Here is a 14,973-nt window from a genome sequence, read left to right on the forward strand (position 1 = left end):
GGGTACAGGCCACTTCGGACGAACTCATCGCCTTTTGCCGCGCCCATCTGGCGGGCTTCAAAGCCCCCAAGGCTGTCATATTCGCAACTCTTCCCAAAACATCAACCGGCAAGATCCAGAAGTTCCAGCTCGCAATCGTGCCAAAGGCTTGGAGTAACCTGGAATGGCCCTGATTTCCCCTTCGCGCCGCTGCGGCGGACCCCCTTTTCCAACGGCGTCGAGACCGCCGGAGTAAAGGCCTATACTGTCTACAACCACATGCTGCTGCCCACGGTCTTTCGTTCGGTGGAGGAGGATTACCACCACCTCAAGCAAGCTGTGCAGGTCTGGGACGTCGCCTGCGAACGGCAGGTTGAATTGCGCGGCCCCGATGCCGGGCGTCTAATGCAATTGCTAACCCGCGCGACCTGCGGTCTATGCTGCCCGGACAGTGCTACTACGTGCCCATCGTCGACGAGACCGGCGGCATGCTGAACGACCCGGTTGCGGTCAAGCTGGCCGAGGATCGCTGGTGGATCTCCATCGCGGACAGCGACCTGCTTTATTGGATCAAGGGGCTGGCATACGGCTATCGCCTCGACGTGCTGGTGGACGAACCGGACGTGTCACCTCTCGCCGTGCAGGGCCCGCGCTCCGATGACCTGATGGCGGCAGTCTTTGGCGATGCGGTGCGCGACATCCGATTCTTCCGTTTCGCACATCTGGATTTCCAGGGCACGACATGGTTGTTGCGCGATCGGGCTACTCGAAACAGGGCGGTTTCGAGATCTACGTCGAGGGTGAAGACCTTGGCATGCCGCTTTGGAACGCCCTGATGGAGGCCGGCAAGTCGATGGACGTTCATGCCGGCTGCCCCAACTGATCGAACGGATCGAGGGTGGTTTGCTATCCTACGGAAACGACATGACCGACGACAACACGCCGCACGAATGCGGGCTCGGAAAGTTCTGCAACACCAGACCGCGATTGGCTGTATCGGCCGCGATGCCTTGCTTCGCGTCGCCAAGGAAGGCCCGGTCAAGCAGATCCGTGCGCTGGAGATCGACGGCCCGGCCGTACCCGGCTGCGACCGCTGGTGGCCGCTGAAGCACGGGGTGAAACCGTTGGCCGAGTCTCCTCGTCCGCTGGTCGCCGGATTTCAAGACGAATGTCGCCATCGGCATGGTGCGCATGACCCATTGGAACGACGGCACCGAACTGACCGTCGAGACGCCAGCCGGGCCGCGACAAGCCAAAGTTCGCAAGAATTTCTGGGCCTAGCCGCGTTTCGTAACAACATTGGAGACAACACCAAGCTCATGGCATGGCCAAAGGGTTCATTCGAGCAGCACATCGGATGGTACTGTCGCAAACATTCGACTTTCTGAGCGCGCGTGATATGTCAGCGCTGTCAAGGAGTTGGCAAGAGGTGGTTGGCGTGATCGAGTTCAAGGGCGTGCATTATCCGAAGTCCGTGATCCTTCACGCAGTCTTCTTCTACCTCCGCTACGCCGTTTCCTACCGTGACTTGGAGGAGATCATGGCCGAGCGCGGCGTGAAGGTCGACCATGCCACGCTGAACCGTTGGGTAGTAAAGTGCGCGCTGCTAATCGCTGTCCGGGCGCAAGCGAGGAAGCGGCCCACCGCCACATCCTGGCGGATGGACGAGACCTACATCAAGGTGAAGAGCAAGTGGACCTATCTTTACCGGGCTGTGGATCGCGACGGCCAAACCCTTGAATTCCTGCTTTCCGAACGCCGAGACCTGTCCGCTGCCCGGCGCTTCTTCAAGCGAGCTATCGGCACCAACGGCGTGCCGGACCGGATCGTGATCGACAAGAGCGGTGCCAACCTGACCGGCCTGCAGGCGGTGAACGCTATCCTGAAGTTCACCGGCAACGGGCACACCATCGAGGTGCGGCAAGTCAAATATCTCAATAACATACTGGAACAGGACCACCGCTTCATCAAGCGGATCACCGGCCCACGATGGGCTTCAAGGCGTTTCATTCAGCCGCCGCAACCCTCGCCGGGATCGAGACCGCCCACATGATCCGCAAGGGTCAGATCCCGGCAAACGGGACCACTGCTTTCCAGACTTTCGCGGCGCTGGCAGCATAATTATGTCCAGCGCTCACGCACTCTCACCTGCACGAAAATTTGCGACATAACCTTTCGAAATGGAGGTCGCCATGAGAACCGGAGACCTCGCGCGGGTCGCGGGGCTTTCCGCCCGGCCCAAGCTGGGGTTCCGCTATATCGACGGCGACCGCTGCGACTGACATGATGCCGCCCCTGATCCTTCCGTTTCTCCTCTTGCTTGCCCTTTGCCTCGGCTACGCGATCCGTCGCGGCTCGGTTTGCGCCGTGGCAGCGGCCGAAAGCTCGTGCGGCAACGCCGGACAGGGCGGTTGCGGTCCTTCGCGGTCACAGCAGCCGGGTCCGGCATCGTGATTGTCCCGGCGCACTGGGTGTGGCCGGATGCTGTCTCGCTGTCGCCCGGGTATCCGGTGAGCGCGACGGTGCTGGTGGCAGGGGCACTCTTCGGTCTTGGCGCAAGGCTCAACGGGGCATGCGCCCTCGGGACGCTGTCCAACCTGACCGGCGGCAACCTGTCCTATGCGGCCAGCGTGCTGGGCATGGTCGCTGGCGCCGTGCTGATCGCGATGGCAGGGCACGGCGGTGGCGCGGCGTCCGATCTCCGCCCATCGCCGCTCGAGGTGCCGACAACGGAGGCCATTGCTGCCGTTCTCATGTTCCTTGCGATTGTCGTCATCGCTCTCTCGCGGCGAATGCCCCGTTGGCTGCGGACGCTCCGTGATCCCTCCGCCATGCGCATAGGCCCTTACCGCGCCATGCTGTTGCTCGGCGTTTGTGGTGGGCTTCTCTATGCAATGGCCGGGCAGTGGACGTATCTCAGCGTTTTGTCGCAACGGGCGGCCGGACTTGTCGGCGCAGTCCCGTCGGAGGATGGTCTGGTGGCCATTCTCGCGGCGGCGGCGGTCGCAGCCGGAGGCGCGATCGCCGCTTGGAGGTCGGGCCACTTCCAGCTGCGCTGGGATGGACATCATGCCACTCTGCGCTGCCTTGGCGGTGGACTTGTGATGGGCGCCAGTGCCGCCGCGATCCCCGGTGGAAACGGCACGATGCTGATCTTTGGCCTGCCATCCCTGGCGCCGCATGCGCTGACCGGCTACGCCGCGATGATGGTGGTCCTGTGCCTGTCCTTCGTCGCGACCGGTCGCGACAGGTAAACCCTCAACTGTGGCGTGGGATTTCGGAGAGCGTCTCAAGATGGGCGGTCGTGATCGTATCGATCGTATCCAGCGCGGAGCCGGCCCGCACGAGAACCCGAAGCCCGATGTAAACCGCCAGCGTCGTCTTTGCCTTCTTATCAATGACGGCGGGTGTCCAGCCATGGTCGGCGGCGGCATCTGCCAAAGCCAGCCGAATGCCCTGCTCGATGTTCAGGAACATGGAAAGCACACGCTCCCGCGTATCGCCATCAGAGGCGGCCCGGTCCACTGCGGCGTTGCACAGGAAACACCCACGGCGGTCATCCCCGATGCGGACAGCGGCGGCAGGGGCGTCGAGGAATCGAGCCAGGCGCACAAGCCCCGAGCCAGCCGCAACATCCGAAAGGGCCGCGGCGGTGGGTTGGACCACCCGGTGGTCATAAAGATCGAGCGCGGCAAGCCAGACCGCATGTTTCTCACCATAGGCCTTGTACAAGCTGCCCCGGGACAGCTGCATGCCTTCCAGCAGATCCGCGAGCGAGACGTCCTCATACCCGTCGGACCAGAACAGCGCCATCGCGCGTTCTGTCGCCTCGTCCATGTCGAATTCGCGCGGTCGTGCCATCGCTGCACCTCCTGACGTCAGTATACCCGTAAGAAACCAATTGGTCCATAACTCACGAAAACGTGTGCTGAGGGTTATAGACCAATCGGTTCCTAACAGTTAGAAGCCGCATATCGCCACCGTGCGACCGCCTCGAACCCAAGGAAATTCGAATGACCGACTACTCGATACAAACCGTTGCCCGTCACGGGTCGCCGCTCAGCAATCACGGCCGTAACATCGCCGTCTTCGGGCTGGCTTTCGTGTTCGCCGCGATCGGCCTGATGAAATTCACCGCTTACGAGGCCGAGGCGATCCAGGGCCTCGTCGCCTCGAGCCCGCTCCTGTCCTGGCTCTATGGCGTCTTCAGCGTCCGCGGGCTTTCCGCAGCCATCGGTGTGGTCGAGGTTTCGGCCGCGATCCTGCTCGCACTTCGCCCCTGGTCTGCCCGGGCCGGTGCTGCCGGGGCGGCGGTGATTTCCGCGACGCTGATCACGACCGTGACCTTCCTGTTCACCGCCCCGGGCTGGGAGCCGAGCCTTGGTGGATTTCCCTTCCTGTCCGTCGTGCCCGGCCAGTTCCTGATCAAGGATCTGCCGTTGCTGGGTATCGCGCTCTGGGCGCTTGGCGATGCGCTCTCGGACCTGCGGCGCGGTTGAGCCGCGCCCCCTGACAATCGTCCCGACTTCTACCCACTCGAAACCCCCAAAACCCAAAGGAAACATGATATGTCCCGTATTTCCCTCGTCGATCCCGCAGTCGCAACCGGCCGCGCCAAGGACCTGCTTGACGGTGTTCGCAAGAGCATCGGCATGACGCCCAACCTGATGCGCGTCATGGCGCAGGAACCCGCTGTGCTGGACACCTATCTGCAGATCGGTGTCGCCTTGGGCACAGGCAGCTTTGATGCCTCGACCCGCGAGGCGATTGCCCTCGCCACCGCCGGGGCGAATGCCTGCGGCTACTGCGCCTCAGCGCATGTCGCCATCTCTTCGGGGATGAAGGTCCCGCAGGACGAGATTCTTGCCCGGCTCGGCGGTTCGTCCTCGGATCAAAAGCTGGCCGCTTTGCTGGTCTTTGCCCGCAAGGTCGTGGCCACGCGCGGTGAGGTGGCCGATGCCGACCTGGCGGCGGTGCGCGCCGCTGGTGCAACCGATGGCGAGATCGTCGAAACCGTGGCGAACGTCGTGGCCAACATCTTGACCAACTACATCAACCATGTCGCCCAGACCGTCATCGATTTCCCCGAAATCGATCCTTCGGCCCACAAGGTGGGCTGACGCAGGTCGGGTAAAAATCGGGATATGCGCGACCAGTGACAAGGCCGCGCGCAATCCAAGATGAACCGCATCAAGCCCCTGGTCCAACGTGTTGCGACCAGGGGCTTCGACCGTCAGGTCACAGAGTTCCCGAACGCAATCGCGAGTCCCCGACGCGCTGTGGGTCAAGCGCCCACGCGCGTTTGTGGCTTTTTTCCTTTAGCGAAGCGGCGCGCTGCCTGCCGTGACGACTAAAGCCGCCCTGCCTTGCTCAGCGCGTTGACCACACGGTCGGCCATGCCGACACAACGCGCGCCGTCGAAGGGAAAGACCGTCTCGAAGCCGCCGCGAAGCTCTGCCTCAAGGCTGGCGCGCAACCGGCGGCGGGCACGGAACAGGCGCGTTTTCACTGTTATCTGGTTGAGCGAAAGGTCGGCTGCGATCTGGCGGATGCTCACGCCCTCGACCTCGTGCAGGAGGAAGGGCAAGCGCATATCGGAGGGCAGCGCGGCCACTGCGTGTTCCATTAGCGCGCGCATCTGCGCCCGGCCAAGCGCTGCTTCTGGCCGTTCGAAGCCAAGGCCCGGAAAGGTCAGAAGATTGGAGGAGTCGACGGGGTCTTCGGTCACCGTGTCATAGCTTTCCTGCGGGCGCACACGGCGCTGATGCATCCGCGCGGCGTTGATGGTGATGCGGGTGATCCAGGTGGAAAACGCCGCCTCGCCGCGGAACTGTTCGATCTTGCGGAAGGCGGCTAGATAGGCCTCCTGAACGACCTCTTCCGCCTCTGCGTCGCTATCGACGATGCCGCGCGCGACACGGAACAGGCGTGGGTTCAGACGCCGGACCAGTTCGCGCACGGCCGCCTCGCGGCGGGCAGTGTCCGGACCGGGCCGGGAAGCGTCGATCAGGACGGCGTCGGGCGTCGCAAGGCCGATATCTGGTTCGGGCGTCTTGCTCTGGGTGTGCCGTGCCATCACGTTTCCTCGGGGTCGATGCGGCCTTTGTCCAGGATCGCCCCGACCGTCGGAAAGGCCTGCAGTGCCGTTTCGGGCAGGTTGCCCGTGTCCTGCGCGGCGCCCTGCCAACCCGCATTCGAGGGGCGGCCGACCACGATCCGACCCACCATACCGGCCATCTCATGCGGCAGGCAGTAGTAATCGTGAACGCCGGGCACCTCCAGCGTCACCTCGAAGCTTTCGTCGGGCAGCAGGAAGCCACTGTCCCACGGCGCAGCCCCGTCTGGGATGCGTGTCGTCCGGTCGAAAATCTCCGGGTGATAGGCGGTGGCGGTGTGGCTGTTCACGGGATCGCGGTTGACAAAGCGCAGGGTCGTCCCCGGCACAATGGCAAGTCCGATCGGGTTGAACCAGATGCGTTCGCCGCGTGGCGTGCCTCGCATCTCGATCACTTCAACCTGTTGCGCACGCAACAGGGACGGCGCAGCGAGGGTAGCGAGACTGCCACCCCCGGCCGCCAGGATCTGGCGACGTGTCAGCATCACTCGGCCAGACGCCCGCGGGCTTCTTCGTCGTGAAAAAGTACGACATGGGCGTGCGGCGCCTCGACGCCCGGATGGCCGGCATTGTAGTAGATGTCGACGCTGGTGACGTTGTGCGCGCCGACATGCAGGTTGTCGTAGGCGGTGCCGTTTGCCAGTTCCTCCAGAGGCGTCATGTAGACGGTCGCAGACAGGGTGCCGTCGCGGTCATAGGCCAGGAACGGGCCTGCGGGCAAAGTTGCCGGATCGACGAACAACGTGCCGAGGCCGGGGATGAAATGCGGCAGGGGCAGCGCGTCGCTGACCTTGATGAAGGGCGCGGGCGGCGGCGACTGGCGCAGCACGGTCTCGTCATGGGCGAGCGTCGGCAAGGCGGTAGCGGCCAGAAGGGCAGCGGCGAGGGCGAACAGCTTGGTCATGGATGATCCTTTCGTGTTTTCGGTCGGACAGCGGTTTTTCCACCGTCACGACCTGTTGGATGCAAGCACCCACGAAAGGTTCCCGGTTCGGGTGGTTTTTTTTTACGATCCGGCCCTGTGGCCGCGGATGCCATCCCGCGATTTCTCTTCGCGCACCACCACTATATGGCAGAGGCAAGTGACGACCGGGAACAGATGGCCGCATCAGCGCCATCCTGACCCAGTTCCAATCGAACAAGGTGCAGGGCGGCGCAGGCCGCAGTATTCGACCACCGACTTGACTTGTTGCTATTTCCAGAGGGCCGCCATGAAGACCGATCGCATCACATTCACCGGGGCCTTGGGCGATACCCTGGCCGCGCGGCTGGATCGGCCAGAAGGCTCGTTGCGGGCGGCAGCGCTGCTGGCGCATTGCGGTGCTGCGGTTCGATTTCACCGGGCAGGGCCTTTCCGGGGGCGAATTTGCCAATACCAACTTTTCGTTGAATGTGGGCGATCTGTTGGCCGCTGTGGGCTGGATGACAGCGCAAGGCATGGCGCCGCAACTGCTGATCGGACATTCACTGGGCAGGGCGGCGGTGCTGAAGGCCGCGCCGCAGGTGCAGAGCTTGCGCGCGGTTGTCAGCATCGCGGCCCCCGCGGACCCTGCCCATTTGGCGCAATATTTTGCGGCAAGCTGGACGAGATCCGCACGCAGGGCGAAGCCATTGTCAGCCTGGGTGGCCGTGACCTGACGATCCGACGGCTGTTTTTGGATGATATCTCTGCCGCGTCGCTGGCCGATGCGCTGCCGCGTCTGGGGGCGGCGCTTTTGGTGCTGCATGCGCCGCGTGACAGCGTGGTGGGGATCGACAACGCCCGGAGCATCTTCGTCGCCGCCCGGCACCCGAAAAGCTTTGTCTCGCTGGATGATGCCGATCATCTGCTGACGCGCGAAGCAGATGCCGAATACGCCGCCGATCGGATTTCGGCCTGGTCGTCGCGCTATCTGGACCTGTCGCCCGAACCCACGCGCGCCGATGCGTCCGAAGGGGTTGTCCGCGTGGCCGAGGCCGAGGCGTCAGGCTTTCGCCAGGATATCACCGTGAACAACCGCCACCAGCTGGTCGCGGATGAACTCGAGGCGATGGGCGGCGGGAACCCGGCAACAGCGCATCGAGGCGATGCTTGAAATCGTCACAACGCTTTATGATGGTGGCAAGCAACCCTGCGTCATTGCCAGCATGATGGTGGGTGCCGAGGCTGGACCAGTCTTTCCAGCCATTCGAGCCGCTTTTGCAGACTGGATGAACGCACTGCAGCAGGCGCTGCAGGAGACTGGCGCATCACCGACCGCAGCGCGCGAAGCCGCGCAGGACGCCATCGCGCGGCTTCAGGGGGCGCTTCTTCTGTGCCGCGCGCTGGATGATTGTGCGCCTTTCGGCGCCGCGCTGATTGCCGCAAGACGGGATCTGATCGCAGCCTGATTGCAGGCGCTGTGCCGTCCCCTCCGCGACGTTCCTCGGCCGGGTCAAGTGAAGGGGTGTGCCGTGTCGTCAGTTGGGGCTGCTGCCAAGGTTAAAGCCCCAAAATGGCGGAGCCATGCGCGGCGAAATCCTGCTGCGGTTTCATAGCCGACGCTGCGTGCCGCGTCGCGAACCGAAGCGCCTTGCTTCAGCGCGACATGTGCGAGTCCCATCCGCCACTGCGTGACATAGGCCAGCGGGCTGGTCCCGATACGGTCGGTAAAGTCTGCCATGAAGCGTGACCGGGACATACCGGCCTCGGCCGACAGCAGCTCGATTGTCCAGGGCCGGGCAGGTGCTTCGTGGATGGCAACCAGCGCACGGTGCAGTCGCGGGTGCGACAGACCGGACAGCAAACCGGGTTCTGGCGGGCTTGCATCAATCGCGCGGCGCAGCACCAGAACCAACATCGTCTCGAACAGGCGGGCCACGGCATGATGCGACCCGCAACGATTGGCCTGAGCCTCGGTAGTCATTACATGGGCAAGCGCGGCAAGACCCGGGCAATCATCCTTCGCAACCTCCAGGCGGTCTGGGCTGCCATGCAGAACCTGAGCTAGAGGCATTGCACATTCAAGGCGGGCGGCGATTACCGCATCGGGTTCGGGCGCGGCGCGGGGGCGCGCGATCAGGACCAGTGACGTTTCGGTCAGGACCAGTGCCGCCTGTGGATCGTCAGGCGCACAAAGCGTCGCGACCGGCCGCAGCGCGGAGATCAGCGCCGAAAGGCGGTCCCGACGCAAAACGGGACGATCAGATAGAAATATGGGCACATCTGTATTCATAACTCCCATAGTGTATCAGGAACCAAGCATTCACAATGGAAGAACCCATGCTCATTCCCCGCCAGACCGCCCCAGCACTGACCGTTCCCACGCTGGACCACGGCCCTTTCGATCTGACAACAGCCGCGCAGCAACGCGGCACAGTCATCTGCTTTTATCGCGGCCTGCACTGCCCGATCTGCGCTACCTATCTGACGGAACTTGAAAAACTGACCCCGGCCTTCGCAGAGCGCGGCTATGCAACGATTGCCATCAGCGCTGATGGGGCGGAACGCGCTCGTGCGATGGCCGACAAGATCGGCGCCACCGCGCTGCGCTTTGGACATGACCTTGCCTTGTCCGCGGCGAGGGACTGGGGCCTTTACATCTCGACTTCGCGCGGCAAGACCTCCATCGGGATCGAAGAACCCGCGTTTTTCTCAGAGCCAGGTCTCTTCATCGTAAACGCTGACCGTTCCATTTACTACCTGTCGGTTCAATCGATGCCTTTTGTGCGGCCGAGCTTTCGGGAGCTGCTGGCTGCGGTCGATTTCGCCATCGACAAGAACTATCCCGCGCGCGGCGAATACATCGGTAGCCTTGGGTAAAGCCAGCCGCAGCAAGTAGCACCACAGTCGCAAGGAACCCATTGCCGCCCTTAGGGTGCTGTCGCATAGCCCTTAACTGGGCTCTGCCTCAATCTGTGTGGCGCAACTATCCTGAAACTGGAAAATTCAGGAGGGATAGTTGTGAGTTCGAAGAAGCACTGGTCGCCCGGGAGCGATGTTGCCGTTCATAGCGTTGAGCGAAGTGAATCCGGCGGGTGGATTGTATCTGGTGTCTTGGCGCCCATCGGCGTTTGCCCAGACTGTGGATTGCATTCACGCCGACGTCAAGGTTGGCGGCGCCGGCGGTTGCAGGATTATCCCGCCCATGGAGACGAGGTAACGGTTGATCTCGCGATTTGCCGTTGGCGATGTCAGGCACCCACTTGCCCACGCCGAACTTTCTCCGACCAGATCGCCGCGATTGCGTGTCCATTTGCACGTCGTACTTCGCGTGTCGGGGAAATAGTCAGCCTTCTTGGGCATGCGACAGGCGGACGGCCTGCCGAGCGGCTCTTGCATCGTTTGGGCCTTGGGGTCAGCGATGACACGGTGCTCAGGCAGCTGAAGAAGTGTGTTCAAGGCACCGCCGAGGCGTCAACGGTCATCGGGATCGACGATTGGAGCTGGCGGAAGTCGCAAACCTACGGCACGATCATTGTGGATCTGGAGCGTCGCGTGGTGATCGACATTCTTGAGGATCGTGATGTCGCCACCTGCGCCAACTGGCTGAAGCGACACCCCGAGGTTGAAGTGATCAGCAGAGATCGGTGTGGTCTCTACGCCCAGGCTGCACGGCTAGGTGCACCGCAGGCGAAGCAGGTCGCTGACCGGTTCCATATCGTGCAAAACCTGCGGCAGGCCATCGAGGAACAAATGAACCTTCACGGCCGTGCGACCGGCCGGGCGCTGCTGTCCGACGCCGACAACATCACCGCAGCCGGCAGCCTTCTGAAGTCACGCCTTGCGCACAGAACATCTCGGGAGGAGGTTTTCGCCACCATCCATGCTCTCCGAAATCAAGGGCTTTCCTGCAGCGAGATCGGGCGGCGAACAGGGTTCCCGCGTCGCAGCATCGCGAAATGGCTGCAGTTCGAGACACCACCAGACCGCAGGCGGGCAGCCTTGAAGCGGACTTCGCCGTGGTACTTTGAAGAGTTCCTGGGCCAAAGCTGGAAGGACGGCATTCGAACTGGAAGCGCCCTGTTCCGTCTGATCCGAGAGCGCGGTTACGAGGGGAGTCAAACGCATCTGCAGCGGTTGCTGGCGGGTTGGCGCAGAGCCGAACAGCAAGCGAGCGGCCCCAAGGTAAAGCACGAAATCCTTAAGCCAGTCCGGGACCCGGAAACGGGGCACGCGATCTCCCCGGTCATCGCGGCCGCGCTGTGCATCAAACCGCGCGGAAAGCTCACTTCGGATCAGGCGCGGAAAGTCGACGCGCTCAAGGCCGGCTCTCCCGACTTCGCAACGATGCGCCGCCTCGCCATGCGGTTCAACGGTATCCTGCGCGGCCGCGAAGCAGACCCGCTCCCGGCATGGATCGACGAGGCGATCGAAACTGACCTGGCGCCACTCGTGCGCTTTGCCCGCACATTGAATCGGGACTTCGATGCGGTCAAAAACGCCATCGAGATGCCATGGAGCAACGGCCAGGCGGAAGGTCAGATCAATCGCCTGAAGACGCTCAAACGCGCCATGTACGGTCGGGCCGGTCCAGAATTGTTGCGGGCGAGAATGCTACCGTTCCGCCACACAGATTGAGGCAGAGCCCAATTAAGGGCTACGCGACACAACGGTAGGAGCATCACCGACTTCGGATGGTGCTCATTCTTGAACTCGATCCCGTCAACCGCCTTTCACCAACTCACTTACAATCCCGGCATATTCGGGGCCCCACCAAACCGGAAACTTTGTGACACCACCCCGGAAGGAAGGCCGAGACCCCAGAGCGGGAGGCTCCGGACGATCTGGCCGCGCGGTTGCGGGCCGCGGCAGATGGGATCGACCGGGACGCGCTTAGTGACCTGGTGTACACCCTGCGCGAAGGCCGCGAGGCCGAGGAACGGGACGTGGCGCAGGAGGCCGCCCGAGAACAAGAGTGGGTGAAAGAGCTGGCGCGTCAGCAGGAAATCGAGCGACAGGCAGAACGCGACCGAGGGCAAGGGTTAGAGCGGTGATAGGCGCTTGTTCAGAAGATGAAATCATCGGCTGTGAGGTCTGAAATCCTCGTGTCCGCCAGCAAGATTTTATGTCCGCCCTCGTTGATCACAACGTAGTCAACGTTGCCGATGACTGTGTTGTAATACTGATCGAATTGAGACCGGCTCGTCAGCCCCGTCCCCCGGAAATCCAACTGGTCGCCGTTGGGGTCGAAATCAAAGATGCGATCGGTTTCCCCATTGACCAAAGTGGTGAACACAAAATCGTCAGACCCGGACCCACCCCAAAGGCTGTCATTGCCTGTGCTGCCAATCAGCCGGTCGTTGCCGCCATCGCCGTAGACCCTGTCGTTGCCGCTCCCGGCGCTCAACTGGTCGTCCCCGTCACCGCCCCGGATGATGTCATTGCCACCACCGGCCCCCACGGTATCGTTGCCGCTGTCGCCCCAGATGTTATCGACGTCATTGCCACCGCCGATGTTGTCATTCCCGGACCCGCCATGCACCTCGTCGTTGCCATTGAAGGCAGAAATCTGGTCATGGCCCGCGCCGCCGAAAATCGTATCGTCGCCGTCCCCGGCTACGAGGCTGTCATTGCCATTCCCGCCATTCAGAACGTCATCGCCATCGCCGCCACGTATGAAGTCGTTGCCGTCATTGCCATTCACGGTGTCGTCGCCGCCGAGGCCTTCTAGGGTGTCGTTGCCGCTTGTCCCGTCAAGCAAATCTGCACCCGCCGTGCCTGTCGGTTCCGCCGGTCCTGAGCCGCCCTCGTCAAAGAAATCGAGCAGGCTGGTCGCGCCCAGAATTTGGAGAGCTTCGTCGATGGGCAGGAAGATACCGTCTCCCGCTGAAACAAGCGTGGTGCTGTCGGTCAGGACGTCGCCCAAGCCAGTGCCACCGCTTGTGTTCAGCGCGTGGCCTTCCGAACCTGGCACGTAGTATATGTTATCGGACAGTGGCGTTCCGACACTGTGGATTGCGCCACCTAGCAGACCCCATTCGGACGGGTCGGAATAGACATAGGTGAAGTTCTCCTCTGGGAACGGATGATTTTCCGGGAACCCCAGAAACCCGCCCGCGCCGGGGGCGTTGAACACCACCACTTCACCTTCGTCTCCACTTGCGCTCGCCACCTGTGCGAGGAACCCGCCAAGCGAATGGCCCACATAGGTGAAGTTCAAAGACGCAAAAGGTCCCACCATCACCTGTGCCGTGGCCTCGGCCAAATCAATAAACGCTTGAGCCGAGGCAACCTGCGGGCCAGTTCCGGCCACGGCCAGGCCCAGGTTAGTGATCATGTCGGCCAGAAACTCGCTGCCGCTTAAGTTACTTCCCTGCAGCCCCTCGGTTCCGGCAAAGGCAATGACCAGTTCATTCGTGCTGTCGTTGAGAAACGCTCGCGCCTGAAAGCCAAGCGGGCCGTCGATTTGCTTTAGAACCTCAGTGTAAACCGATCCATTTGCCCCCATCACTGGTAAAGAGCCGGGGTCTTCGCCGGTTTCCGGATCAGGTTCGAGATATGTCTGTGCTGCAATAACGGCGAAATCATCAAGCGTAGATGGGTTTGAGACTGTCATGTATTTTTTACCTTACATTTTGATAATAGTGACATATTTGTTAGAGGGATAAATCCCACCACGAACAATCCGGCTGTAGAAGTGCAGGCCAACGGCTTGAGTTGGTTTTCCTGCTGGCCACCAGCAGGTCATATATTGATCCACCGTTCCCTCGTTAAAGAAGTCACAAGACACAATGCCGCGCCGGAGTTTCGACAAGTGTTTCGCCGGGATTTCAGTGGGTGGGTTGGCGCGAAGCGCCTGATATCGAGGATCGTTTTCAGGGGCGGGACCGCAGGCGGTGAGGACGGCCACCGCGCAAAATGAAACCCATCGTTTCATGAAAACCCTCCACACTTGCTGACACTATGACCGAAACAACTTTCCCGAGTGTTGCCTATAGGGGGCAAGGGCTCAAGGTGGGGTATTCAATACCTTTAGCCGAAGATGCGCTTCCAATGGGTTCTGTCGCGAACTTACCGGTTTCATGGCGGTGGTTGATCTGTCGGTTCTGATGGATTGGACAACCCCCAGGCTCTGTTACAAACTGGGTTGTGGACGCCTTCAAAGGGGTGAAACGATTATTACATTGAAATTGTAAGTATTTTCTGGTCCCCATATTAATCGTTGCGCGGCGAATGCAACGATAACGGGAACAACAGAATCTAAATCTGGTATCGGCAACGGAAACCGGCAAGACACGAAACCATTGGGGAGAAAAAATTTATTTCACAGTGCCTTAGCTGCCAAAAAGATCGCCAACAACTTAGCCAAAATCGACTTGTGGTACTTCGCCCACAACCCCCGCATCCTCCAACTGCTCCCGATCCGGAAGATCGCGAAGGCTCTCTAACCCGAACGCCACGAGAAACTGCTCGGTCGTCACAAATGTATAGGGAGCCCCTCGCCGGGGCGACCTTGGCCCAGTCCCGATCAGGTTGCGTGCATGCAGCCGCCCGATCAGATCGCGACTAATCTCCTTTCCGAAGATATCCTTGAGCCCGTCGCGCGTGATCGGCTGGTGATAGGCGATGGCCGCCAGGACCGCGACGTCGAATTCACTCAGGTCCAGCAGTTGATCCCCGACATCTGCCGCCGCGCGGATCGCGGGGGCGTAGGTGGCGCGCGTGCGGAACATCCAGCCGCCAGCAACCTGGGCGATCTCGAAGGCCCGCCCCTCCAGATCGGCGGCAAGGTCCTCGACCAGCAAATCGACCGAGGCCCCCTGCCCCACGACCCGGGCCAGATCCTCGCGCGGGACCGGCGAGGCCGAGGCAAACAACACCGCCTCGATCCGGCGCATCCATTCCCGCCAGCGCAGATCGGCTGGTAGGTCGGACAACTCGCGATCAAGCTCCGGCTCAGATCTGTCCTTCGCCATCG

The 14,973-nt window shown here is 61.9% G+C and carries 18 protein-coding genes and 1 pseudogene; 11 read left to right on the top strand and 8 right to left on the bottom strand.

What is annotated here, in order from left to right:
- The 4 genes and pseudogenes from ACLGGT_RS20405 to ACLGGT_RS20420 form a co-directional block, all read left to right on the top strand.
- Positions 1–173, top strand: a 173-nt coding sequence (locus tag ACLGGT_RS20405) for an AMP-binding enzyme (RefSeq protein ID WP_437197503.1), incomplete at its 5' end; no start/stop codon positions are given.
- Positions 164–1,260, top strand: a pseudogene (locus ACLGGT_RS20410) (dimethylsulfoniopropionate demethylase). The gene ACLGGT_RS20405 and the pseudogene ACLGGT_RS20410, both read left to right, overlap by 10 nt.
- Before the next feature lie 157 nt (positions 1,261–1,417).
- Positions 1,418–2,100 (top strand): IS6 family transposase gene (locus ACLGGT_RS20415; protein WP_437197449.1). Its coding sequence is split into 2 segments (ribosomal slippage): positions 1,418–1,955 and positions 1,955–2,100, totalling 684 coding nucleotides; the frame shifts between segments, so codons are not numbered across the junction.
- 266 nt (positions 2,101–2,366) lie between these two features.
- Positions 2,367–3,233, top strand: a complete 867-nt coding sequence (locus ACLGGT_RS20420) for a YeeE/YedE thiosulfate transporter family protein (protein ID WP_437197504.1) — start codon at positions 2,367–2,369, stop codon at positions 3,231–3,233.
- Between the two features lie 4 nt (positions 3,234–3,237).
- Here ACLGGT_RS20420 and ACLGGT_RS20425 read toward each other — a convergent pair whose 3' ends face one another.
- The gene (locus ACLGGT_RS20425; protein WP_437197451.1) at positions 3,238–3,840 is read right to left on the bottom strand and encodes a TetR/AcrR family transcriptional regulator; all 603 of its coding nucleotides are present in this window, start codon (positions 3,838–3,840) and stop codon (positions 3,238–3,240) included.
- 152 nt (positions 3,841–3,992) lie between these two features.
- On the opposite strand from ACLGGT_RS20425, the gene ACLGGT_RS20430 reads away from it, so the two are divergent.
- Both ACLGGT_RS20430 and ACLGGT_RS20435 read left to right on the top strand, forming a co-directional pair.
- Positions 3,993–4,478, top strand: a complete 486-nt coding sequence (locus ACLGGT_RS20430; RefSeq protein ID WP_437197453.1) for a YkgB family protein — start codon at positions 3,993–3,995, stop codon at positions 4,476–4,478.
- 69 nt (positions 4,479–4,547) lie between these two features.
- Positions 4,548–5,099: a carboxymuconolactone decarboxylase family protein gene (locus tag ACLGGT_RS20435; RefSeq protein WP_437197455.1), complete on the top strand. Its 552-nt coding sequence runs from the start codon at positions 4,548–4,550 to the stop codon at positions 5,097–5,099.
- A gap of 230 nt (positions 5,100–5,329) precedes the next feature.
- Here ACLGGT_RS20435 and ACLGGT_RS20440 read toward each other — a convergent pair whose 3' ends face one another.
- From ACLGGT_RS20440 to ACLGGT_RS20450, 3 genes are read right to left on the bottom strand one after another with little or no spacing between them, the layout of a single operon-like run.
- Complete coding sequence (locus ACLGGT_RS20440) at positions 5,330–6,055, bottom strand: RNA polymerase sigma factor (protein WP_437197457.1); 726 nt, start codon at positions 6,053–6,055, stop codon at positions 5,330–5,332.
- Positions 6,055–6,579, bottom strand: coding sequence for a plastocyanin/azurin family copper-binding protein (locus ACLGGT_RS20445; RefSeq protein WP_437197459.1), 525 nt, complete (start codon positions 6,577–6,579; stop codon positions 6,055–6,057). The genes ACLGGT_RS20440 and ACLGGT_RS20445 overlap by 1 nt, the downstream gene beginning before the upstream one ends.
- Positions 6,579–6,998 (bottom strand): hypothetical protein, encoded by a 420-nt coding sequence (locus ACLGGT_RS20450; RefSeq protein WP_437197461.1) that lies wholly within the window; start codon positions 6,996–6,998, stop codon positions 6,579–6,581. The genes ACLGGT_RS20445 and ACLGGT_RS20450 overlap by 1 nt, the downstream gene beginning before the upstream one ends.
- Before the next feature lie 307 nt (positions 6,999–7,305).
- Here ACLGGT_RS20450 and ACLGGT_RS20455 point away from each other — a divergent pair, with 307 nt between their 5' ends.
- Positions 7,306–8,169: a hypothetical protein gene (locus ACLGGT_RS20455; protein ID WP_437197462.1), complete on the top strand. Its 864-nt coding sequence runs from the start codon at positions 7,306–7,308 to the stop codon at positions 8,167–8,169.
- Positions 8,162–8,464: an LmrA/YxaF family transcription factor gene (locus tag ACLGGT_RS20460; protein WP_437197463.1), complete on the top strand. Its 303-nt coding sequence runs from the start codon at positions 8,162–8,164 to the stop codon at positions 8,462–8,464. The genes ACLGGT_RS20455 and ACLGGT_RS20460 overlap by 8 nt, the downstream gene beginning before the upstream one ends.
- Positions 8,465–8,508: 44 nt before the next feature.
- Here ACLGGT_RS20460 and ACLGGT_RS20465 read toward each other — a convergent pair whose 3' ends face one another.
- Entirely contained in the window at positions 8,509–9,276 is a 768-nt protein-coding gene (locus ACLGGT_RS20465; RefSeq protein ID WP_437197465.1) for a helix-turn-helix domain-containing protein, read from the bottom strand.
- Positions 9,277–9,335: 59 nt separating this feature from the next.
- On the opposite strand from ACLGGT_RS20465, the gene ACLGGT_RS20470 reads away from it, so the two are divergent.
- From ACLGGT_RS20470 to ACLGGT_RS20480, 3 genes are all read left to right on the top strand, one after another.
- Positions 9,336–9,875 (top strand): peroxiredoxin-like family protein, encoded by a 540-nt coding sequence (locus ACLGGT_RS20470; RefSeq protein WP_437197467.1) that lies wholly within the window; start codon positions 9,336–9,338, stop codon positions 9,873–9,875.
- A gap of 141 nt (positions 9,876–10,016) precedes the next feature.
- Positions 10,017–11,633: an ISL3 family transposase gene (locus ACLGGT_RS20475; RefSeq protein WP_437197469.1), complete on the top strand. Its 1,617-nt coding sequence runs from the start codon at positions 10,017–10,019 to the stop codon at positions 11,631–11,633.
- Between the two features lie 218 nt (positions 11,634–11,851).
- Complete coding sequence (locus ACLGGT_RS20480) at positions 11,852–12,049, top strand: hypothetical protein (RefSeq protein ID WP_437197470.1); 198 nt, start codon at positions 11,852–11,854, stop codon at positions 12,047–12,049.
- Positions 12,050–12,060: 11 nt separating this feature from the next.
- Here the strand turns inward: ACLGGT_RS20480 and ACLGGT_RS20485 are convergent, their stop codons facing one another.
- The 3 genes from ACLGGT_RS20485 to scpB form a co-directional block, all read right to left on the bottom strand.
- Positions 12,061–13,611, bottom strand: coding sequence for a hypothetical protein (locus tag ACLGGT_RS20485; RefSeq protein WP_437197471.1), 1,551 nt, complete (start codon positions 13,609–13,611; stop codon positions 12,061–12,063).
- A 12-nt stretch (positions 13,612–13,623) separates the two neighbouring features.
- Positions 13,624–13,932 (bottom strand): hypothetical protein, encoded by a 309-nt coding sequence (locus tag ACLGGT_RS20490; RefSeq protein WP_437197472.1) that lies wholly within the window; start codon positions 13,930–13,932, stop codon positions 13,624–13,626.
- A gap of 424 nt (positions 13,933–14,356) precedes the next feature.
- Entirely contained in the window at positions 14,357–14,971 is a 615-nt protein-coding gene (gene scpB / locus ACLGGT_RS20495) for an SMC-Scp complex subunit ScpB (protein ID WP_437197473.1), read from the bottom strand.
- Positions 14,972–14,973 lie beyond the last annotated feature (2 nt).

Source organism: Roseovarius sp. MS2 (assembly GCF_051447875.1).
In the GTDB taxonomy this organism is placed as follows: Bacteria; Pseudomonadota; Alphaproteobacteria; order Rhodobacterales; family Rhodobacteraceae; genus Roseovarius; species Roseovarius mucosus_A.

Excerpts from the sequence above, each read along its gene's own strand:
- ACLGGT_RS20425 (WP_437197451.1), bottom strand. The coding sequence starts at position 3,840 with ATGGCACGACCGCGCGAATTCGACATGGACGAGGCGACAGAACGCGCG.
- ACLGGT_RS20430 (WP_437197453.1), top strand. The coding sequence starts at position 3,993 with ATGACCGACTACTCGATACAAACCGTTGCCCGTCACGGGTCGCCGCTC.
- ACLGGT_RS20435 (WP_437197455.1), top strand. The coding sequence starts at position 4,548 with ATGTCCCGTATTTCCCTCGTCGATCCCGCAGTCGCAACCGGCCGCGCC.
- ACLGGT_RS20440 (WP_437197457.1), bottom strand. The coding sequence starts at position 6,055 with ATGGCACGGCACACCCAGAGCAAGACGCCCGAACCAGATATCGGCCTT.
- ACLGGT_RS20445 (WP_437197459.1), bottom strand. The coding sequence starts at position 6,579 with ATGCTGACACGTCGCCAGATCCTGGCGGCCGGGGGTGGCAGTCTCGCT.
- ACLGGT_RS20450 (WP_437197461.1), bottom strand. The coding sequence starts at position 6,998 with ATGACCAAGCTGTTCGCCCTCGCCGCTGCCCTTCTGGCCGCTACCGCC.
- ACLGGT_RS20455 (WP_437197462.1), top strand. The coding sequence starts at position 7,306 with ATGAAGACCGATCGCATCACATTCACCGGGGCCTTGGGCGATACCCTG.
- ACLGGT_RS20460 (WP_437197463.1), top strand. The coding sequence starts at position 8,162 with ATGCTTGAAATCGTCACAACGCTTTATGATGGTGGCAAGCAACCCTGC.
- ACLGGT_RS20470 (WP_437197467.1), top strand. The coding sequence starts at position 9,336 with ATGCTCATTCCCCGCCAGACCGCCCCAGCACTGACCGTTCCCACGCTG.
- ACLGGT_RS20485 (WP_437197471.1), bottom strand. The coding sequence starts at position 13,611 with ATGACAGTCTCAAACCCATCTACGCTTGATGATTTCGCCGTTATTGCA.
- ACLGGT_RS20490 (WP_437197472.1), bottom strand. The coding sequence starts at position 13,932 with ATGAAACGATGGGTTTCATTTTGCGCGGTGGCCGTCCTCACCGCCTGC.
- scpB (WP_437197473.1), bottom strand. The coding sequence starts at position 14,971 with ATGGCGAAGGACAGATCTGAGCCGGAGCTTGATCGCGAGTTGTCCGAC.